The organism is Daejeonella sp. (genome assembly GCF_037719425.1).
GTDB lineage: Bacteria > Bacteroidota > Bacteroidia > Sphingobacteriales > Sphingobacteriaceae > Daejeonella.
The window spans coordinates 2,885-8,094 of sequence record NZ_JBBJNI010000171.1 but is presented as its reverse complement, the minus strand read 5'-3'; the positions used below and the strand labels follow the sequence as shown (position 1 = coordinate 8,094).

The 5,210-nt window shown below is 41.6% G+C and carries 7 protein-coding genes; 2 read left to right on the top strand and 5 right to left on the bottom strand.

Features of this window, described 5'->3' with window-relative positions:
• The first annotated feature begins 285 nt into the window (after window positions 1–285).
• Entirely contained in the window at window positions 286–1,245 is a 960-nt protein-coding gene (locus tag WKF69_RS17215) for a hypothetical protein (protein ID WP_340383463.1), read from the top strand.
• Window positions 1,246–1,265: 20 nt separating this feature from the next.
• On the opposite strand, the gene WKF69_RS17210 is transcribed toward WKF69_RS17215, so the two are convergent.
• The 3 genes from WKF69_RS17210 to WKF69_RS17200 form a co-directional block, all read right to left on the bottom strand.
• Window positions 1,266–2,153 (bottom strand): DUF3667 domain-containing protein, encoded by an 888-nt coding sequence (locus tag WKF69_RS17210; RefSeq protein ID WP_340383462.1) that lies wholly within the window; start codon window positions 2,151–2,153, stop codon window positions 1,266–1,268.
• Between the two features lie 82 nt (window positions 2,154–2,235).
• Window positions 2,236–2,583: a helix-turn-helix transcriptional regulator gene (locus WKF69_RS17205; RefSeq protein WP_340383461.1), complete on the bottom strand. Its 348-nt coding sequence runs from the start codon at window positions 2,581–2,583 to the stop codon at window positions 2,236–2,238.
• Window positions 2,584–2,596: 13 nt separating this feature from the next.
• Complete coding sequence (locus tag WKF69_RS17200; RefSeq protein ID WP_340383460.1) at window positions 2,597–2,917, bottom strand: hypothetical protein; 321 nt, start codon at window positions 2,915–2,917, stop codon at window positions 2,597–2,599.
• A gap of 88 nt (window positions 2,918–3,005) precedes the next feature.
• Here WKF69_RS17200 and WKF69_RS17195 point away from each other — a divergent pair, with 88 nt between their 5' ends.
• Window positions 3,006–3,260, top strand: a complete 255-nt coding sequence (locus WKF69_RS17195) for a SemiSWEET family transporter (RefSeq protein WP_340383459.1) — start codon at window positions 3,006–3,008, stop codon at window positions 3,258–3,260.
• Window positions 3,261–3,297: 37 nt separating this feature from the next.
• Here the strand turns inward: WKF69_RS17195 and WKF69_RS17190 are convergent, their stop codons facing one another.
• A complete protein-coding gene (locus WKF69_RS17190) occupies window positions 3,298–3,561 on the bottom strand; it encodes a hypothetical protein (protein ID WP_340383458.1) in 264 nt (87 codons plus the stop codon).
• Between the two features lie 55 nt (window positions 3,562–3,616).
• Window positions 3,617–4,924, bottom strand: a complete 1,308-nt coding sequence (locus WKF69_RS17185) for a M23 family metallopeptidase (protein ID WP_340383457.1) — start codon at window positions 4,922–4,924, stop codon at window positions 3,617–3,619.
• Between the last annotated feature and the right edge of the window lie 286 nt (window positions 4,925–5,210).

Below are 5,210 nucleotides of genomic sequence, written 5' to 3'. Positions count from 1 at the left end.
ATAAACCCATTAATCACTTAAAACATGCCCTGGCCAATTAAACCGCACAACGAGTATTATTTTATCAAATTTCATCACCAGCAAATTTTAGTGTCCGGGGGATGAAATTTACAATTATTTAATCTCAAGTGGTCTTTTAACGCTGGTGAAAATATATCGACCTTAAATCACGCATACTATTCTAATCTAGCACATTTTTACTAAGTGATGAAATAATACCGTTCGGTTTAGTTGCTACATAAAACTGTTTAACCGGAACATACGTAATCATATAAAACATCAATAATGCTTATAAGATCAAGCCGGCAACATCTGCACTATATTTTATTACTTGGAACCTGCTTATCCTTCAGCAATGCGGCGTTCGGTATTCAAGATACTCTTATCCCCTCTCAACGCACCAATCTATCCTTTAACAGTATTTACCGGCAAAATGTCAACCCCGGCTTTTTTGGAAATGAGTATGGAAATCCCATCAAAACCTCACTTGTTGCTGACGTCAACCCAAATGTGATCCTGCTAAATAGCAGCAAGTCCCGATTTTTCGCGGTGTTTTCCCCGAGGGTTAAGCTCAGGCTGCTAAACGCCCGGAAAGCCCCGGTGCGATCGCCCAGCTATATGCCTGGCCTAAAGATCTACAGCAGGATAAACAACGACACTCTGTATCCCCAATTTCTATCGCTGGCTTACTCCCATCATTCAAACGGGCAGGATGGCCCTACGCTTGACCCCTCTGGAAGATTTAACCGTGGCGGGGGAAAATTCACTACCAATTATTATACGCTGGATTATACTATTGGAAAAAGAAATGTGAGTTCCGTTCGCTCGATGAGCCAATATGGATCTCTGGGAATAGAATTACATACCGGCCTTTTTAACCGGGGATATTCCAGAGAACTAAAAGATCAATATGGCTTTGTACGTGTTAACGGCAGCTGGGTTTATGATATACTTACCGACAAGCGCGGAAATGATAAATACAGCGATCACCAACGCATACATGCGAAGTTTACATATATAACCGACCGGTACGAAGATTACTCATTAGGAAATTTGCGTAAAAGACTAAATATCAGCGCACAGTACAACTATCAGCCCGGATTTACGGATAATGTTGCATTGGCATTGGGAGTAGGCTATCGTGGTCAGGACGACTATAATATCTATTTCGAGGATAGCTATTCTTATGTCTCTGTAGGTGTTGTTTATGGGGTAGCGTTTGATCTGCGAAAGAAACGTCATTAGCGACACTGGCCAACTCAATCCTAATGCAGGCTGTAAATTATCTTGTAAAACAAAAGTGTTCTGTATGCTATCAGTGAACCCATAAAAACCAGAGTTATAATTACAGAGCCCAGGATCGATCGCGCCCAGCTTATCTTGTAGAATTTCTTCGATGAGATACTAAAATAAACAGCAAGTATTAAAATGCTAACAAAACCACTTACCCGGTCAGCAATTCTACTTGACTCCTCCGGATCAAACCAGGCTGTATATGGCCTGCTGACAAGTAGAGCCCACACCGTATACAACATGACCATGACTGTAAAATAATGTGTGCTGAAAACCAGGTGCTCCGAGAAATATTTTCGTCGGCTGTAGTTGACAACCCAGGAACCCAAAGCCAGAATGGGAATAAATATGGCAAGAAATGCTTTGGCCTCCACTCCCATTCTCTGATTAAACTGTGTAGCCAGAATCTCAAATTCTGCATCGGACTTGACAAACGAGAGTATAACCTCTTTCGTCCCAAAATATGTATAAGGTGTGTACTGCAAAAAACTAGTCAGAGGCTGCGAAAAGATATTTGTTTTACCAACGATCATGAAGAGCAAGATGTTGCAGATTATAAACATCGGAAATGGCTTCATGTAAGGGACCCTCCGGCCCTCGTAAAAATCTATACTTAGTTGTCCTGGTTTGAAAATTAATAACCTGGCAGTCCTAAAAAATTTATTGTCAAAATGAGTGAAACCCTCGAAGGTTTCTTCTACGAAATGTCTTAGGGAAAAGTCGTGCCTGTTGAGCTTCTTTTCACCGCACACTTCGCAAAAATTCTTATTAATTGAATTACCGCAGGTGGGGCAAGTGGTGTTCTCCGCTGTATTAGTGCGATCAGGATTCCTTTTGTGAACTGCACTTTTAGCTGCCATCGGGAGGTATTTCCCTCTAAGATCAATAATACTTTCTGTAAATCAAATGGGACAGGAATAAGAGAAGAGAGATTCTCCCAGTTTAAATAAGATCAAATGATCGGGCGTACTGACATAAGTCGTAGTATGAAGTCGTTTCGAGCTTTTTACGGATATTTTTTCTATGTGTCTCTACGGTACTCACAGAAATAAAAAGTTCGGTTGCGGTCTCTCCAGAGCTTTTACCCAGCGCCAATTCTTTTAAAACTTCACATTCCCTGGCGCTCAGCCTGGAGTACCTCTGAAAATTCCTTCTCAGAAAATTATTTTCCTCCAAAACCCGTGCAGCCTTACTCGTCATATGGTGCATCGCATCAATAGGAAATGAAATGGTGATCGTGTAAAGAGGTTTCCCCGCTTCATCTCTCATGAAAATTCTGGAGCTGCTCATATGCCACGTCCAGTCAAGATTTTCCAGAGACCCTAACTTGTTGAAAATACGTTACTATTTCATCATCATTGTTTCTCTCGAGCAGGCCAAGGATCTTTGGAACATAATCCTTTGAATCTTCCTCGTTGAAAAACCTGGAATAATATTCCTGGGCACTAATGCTTGTAACTTCCTCAAGTGAAATTTCAAGCCCTTTCAGGCCATACTCCGACATCCAGGTAATGGTCCAATCCACGATGCTATGGATAATAACCACCCCAGGCAGCTTTGCTGCACCAGCTGCTACTATTTTAATCTGTTCGTTTAAACTCTCGTGCCCTGTATACGTATTCATAGTAAATGGTCAACAAGGTATATCATTTATTACAAAAACAAACGCGTTAAATCTAAAAACAAATCATAGTTATATGTCTTAATCCTATATGGATAAACAGATCATCGGCATTATTGCAGGAGTGCTTACTGCAGCATCTCTTGTGCCTCAATTTATTAAATCAATTCAGGAAAAAAAGGTCGACGTAAGCCCGGTGATGTTCCTGCTTCTAATTGGTGGTAATGGACTATGGGTGTGGTATGGAGTAAAGCTGGATTCGCTACCAATCATTATAACTAATGCTTTCGGATTTCTAATGGATGTGGCTATGTTATTTCTGCGTTTTAAATATGGCAAGAAGTGATAGAGGTCAACTAAAGACTGACGTGCAGGAAGCATTACTACTTACGCTCAGGAGTGATATTGGTGTGGGCGTTTTTAACTGACAATATTTTCGTCCGGGAGAACGATGCTTTGCAACACGCCGCACCAGGTGCCATTTTTTTTGTCTTTGCCTGGCTAACGGTGGAAGTTGGAGTTTTTACAATCTTATCATCCTTCCCGGGTGAATGTTGGGAATTCCTGTAACCATAGGCCACTACTAAAATCACGAGGATAAGAATAATGCCCGTGTATTTCAGATAAATATTGCTTCCTGATTTCATCAGTACTAAGTTACAGTTTTCGGCTGGCTGAAGGGGAATTTTCTAAAAAATTTGCTCATCGTTTAATCCACCCTCTGTTCCCCCCAGTACTGATTAAGTCGAAATCTCCGAAACTGCCAATCAGGTTTACCCTCTCGCCTGACCGCAGGGTGAGTTTAACAGCTGCAGAAGTGTCCGGCCTGTCAAACAGATTCGTTTGAGAAGAACTCAACTTTATATTCCTGAGAATTCCCGATGACTCGCTGACTTTTCCCGCAGCTACAAATCCGGTTGCTCCATCAGGAAGCTCTACCCGGTAATTGTTTTCTGAAGCTGAGAGCACCCGAAGAATTGTTCCATTTCTCAAAGCATTCACTGACTGTCGGCTTGTTAAAGATGCGTTTCCTGTAGTACGCAAGGTTGAATTCAACAACTTTGTTTGAGACCTTATCTCAGGAACCCTTTTAGTCACGGGGTTAATAAATGGCAATGGGTCAATGGCACCATCCCTTGTATAAATTCCAAAATGAAGATGAGGGGGAGTTGTTTTAGCATTCCCTGTATTTCCCATCCTCCCAAGCGTATCGCCAATTTGTACTGTCTGACCGTGTGCAACGGTTTGCTCATCTAGATGGGCGTAGTATAACGTAAAGTCCTTCCCTTCAGGGCGAAGCCATACAACTTTACCACCTAAATCATTCTCATTGACCCTGATCGTTCCGGCAGCGATAGCCACTACCGGCGTACGAAAAGCAGAAAAAATATCTACACCTTCATGTTTACGCGAGTTTGCATCTCTCCCATCGCCCCAAAAACTGCGGATCTGGTTGCGCTGATAGCTTTTTAACGGATAGTCTAATGAGGGGCCTGATGTGATTTCCAAAGTGTACTCTCCGCCAGCCAACAGCTCCGGCTGAAGCCTTAGAATATACGTGCTTGTCTGGTTGATATCAGATTGAAAAGCACCCAGCGTATCAGACGAACCCAGCATTTTTAGGACTCCACCTTCATCACGTGCCCAAATGTCTGTATATATCATAAAGCTCTGCAACGGCTTCCTATTCAATTTTACATGCAGCTTCTGCCCACGTTCCATCTTAAAACTAAAGGCCGCTGCCTGCACCTTATCGGGTGGAAAATATCCTTTTTCGAGGTAAGGGATCTTGATTGCAACGGGTGTTTGCAATATTTTGTCAGACATTTCGATCCAGGTCTTGCCCATGGCGGTTTTATCAAGTCCTGAGCTGATCAGGTTTTTCTCATAAGTTTCATGCGGGGAAGTGGGTTTAAAAACGTTAAAAAGGCCGCTTTTGCAGGAACTGATAAAAACGATAGAGATTATAAATAAATAAAGTATCGATCTGATTGAGAAGCTAGTATTCATTGCACTCATTTCAAAAGGCAACAATCAACTAGAAATGAATGTTTTGATGTGTTCAACCTGAGACCTATCATCTTTAATCAGACTCGCATCAATCTGGAAACATATTCCCTAGGGAGTAGCCCCATTTATAATTATGTACTGTATTTAACGCAGGAATGAAGGACTTAATCGTTTTTACCATACACTTAACTTTAAAAAACTCTGATTTAGAATAGGGCTTGAAATTTGATATGTATTAATCAGTTAATAATTGCCAGGTTGAATACAGTCGCTTTTACAAAGCCCA

Bases quoted from the DNA above. Each gene is read 5' to 3' on its own strand.
- WKF69_RS17200 (WP_340383460.1), bottom strand. From the start codon at position 2,917: ATGAATACGTATACAGGGCACGAGAGTTTAAACGAACAGATTAAAATA.
- WKF69_RS17195 (WP_340383459.1), top strand. From the start codon at position 3,006: ATGGATAAACAGATCATCGGCATTATTGCAGGAGTGCTTACTGCAGCA.
- WKF69_RS17190 (WP_340383458.1), bottom strand. From the start codon at position 3,561: ATGAAATCAGGAAGCAATATTTATCTGAAATACACGGGCATTATTCTT.
- WKF69_RS17185 (WP_340383457.1), bottom strand. From the start codon at position 4,924: ATGAATACTAGCTTCTCAATCAGATCGATACTTTATTTATTTATAATC.
- WKF69_RS17205 (WP_340383461.1), bottom strand. From the start codon at position 2,583: ATGAGCAGCTCCAGAATTTTCATGAGAGATGAAGCGGGGAAACCTCTT.
- WKF69_RS17215 (WP_340383463.1), top strand. From the start codon at position 286: ATGCTTATAAGATCAAGCCGGCAACATCTGCACTATATTTTATTACTT.
- WKF69_RS17210 (WP_340383462.1), bottom strand. From the start codon at position 2,153: ATGGCAGCTAAAAGTGCAGTTCACAAAAGGAATCCTGATCGCACTAAT.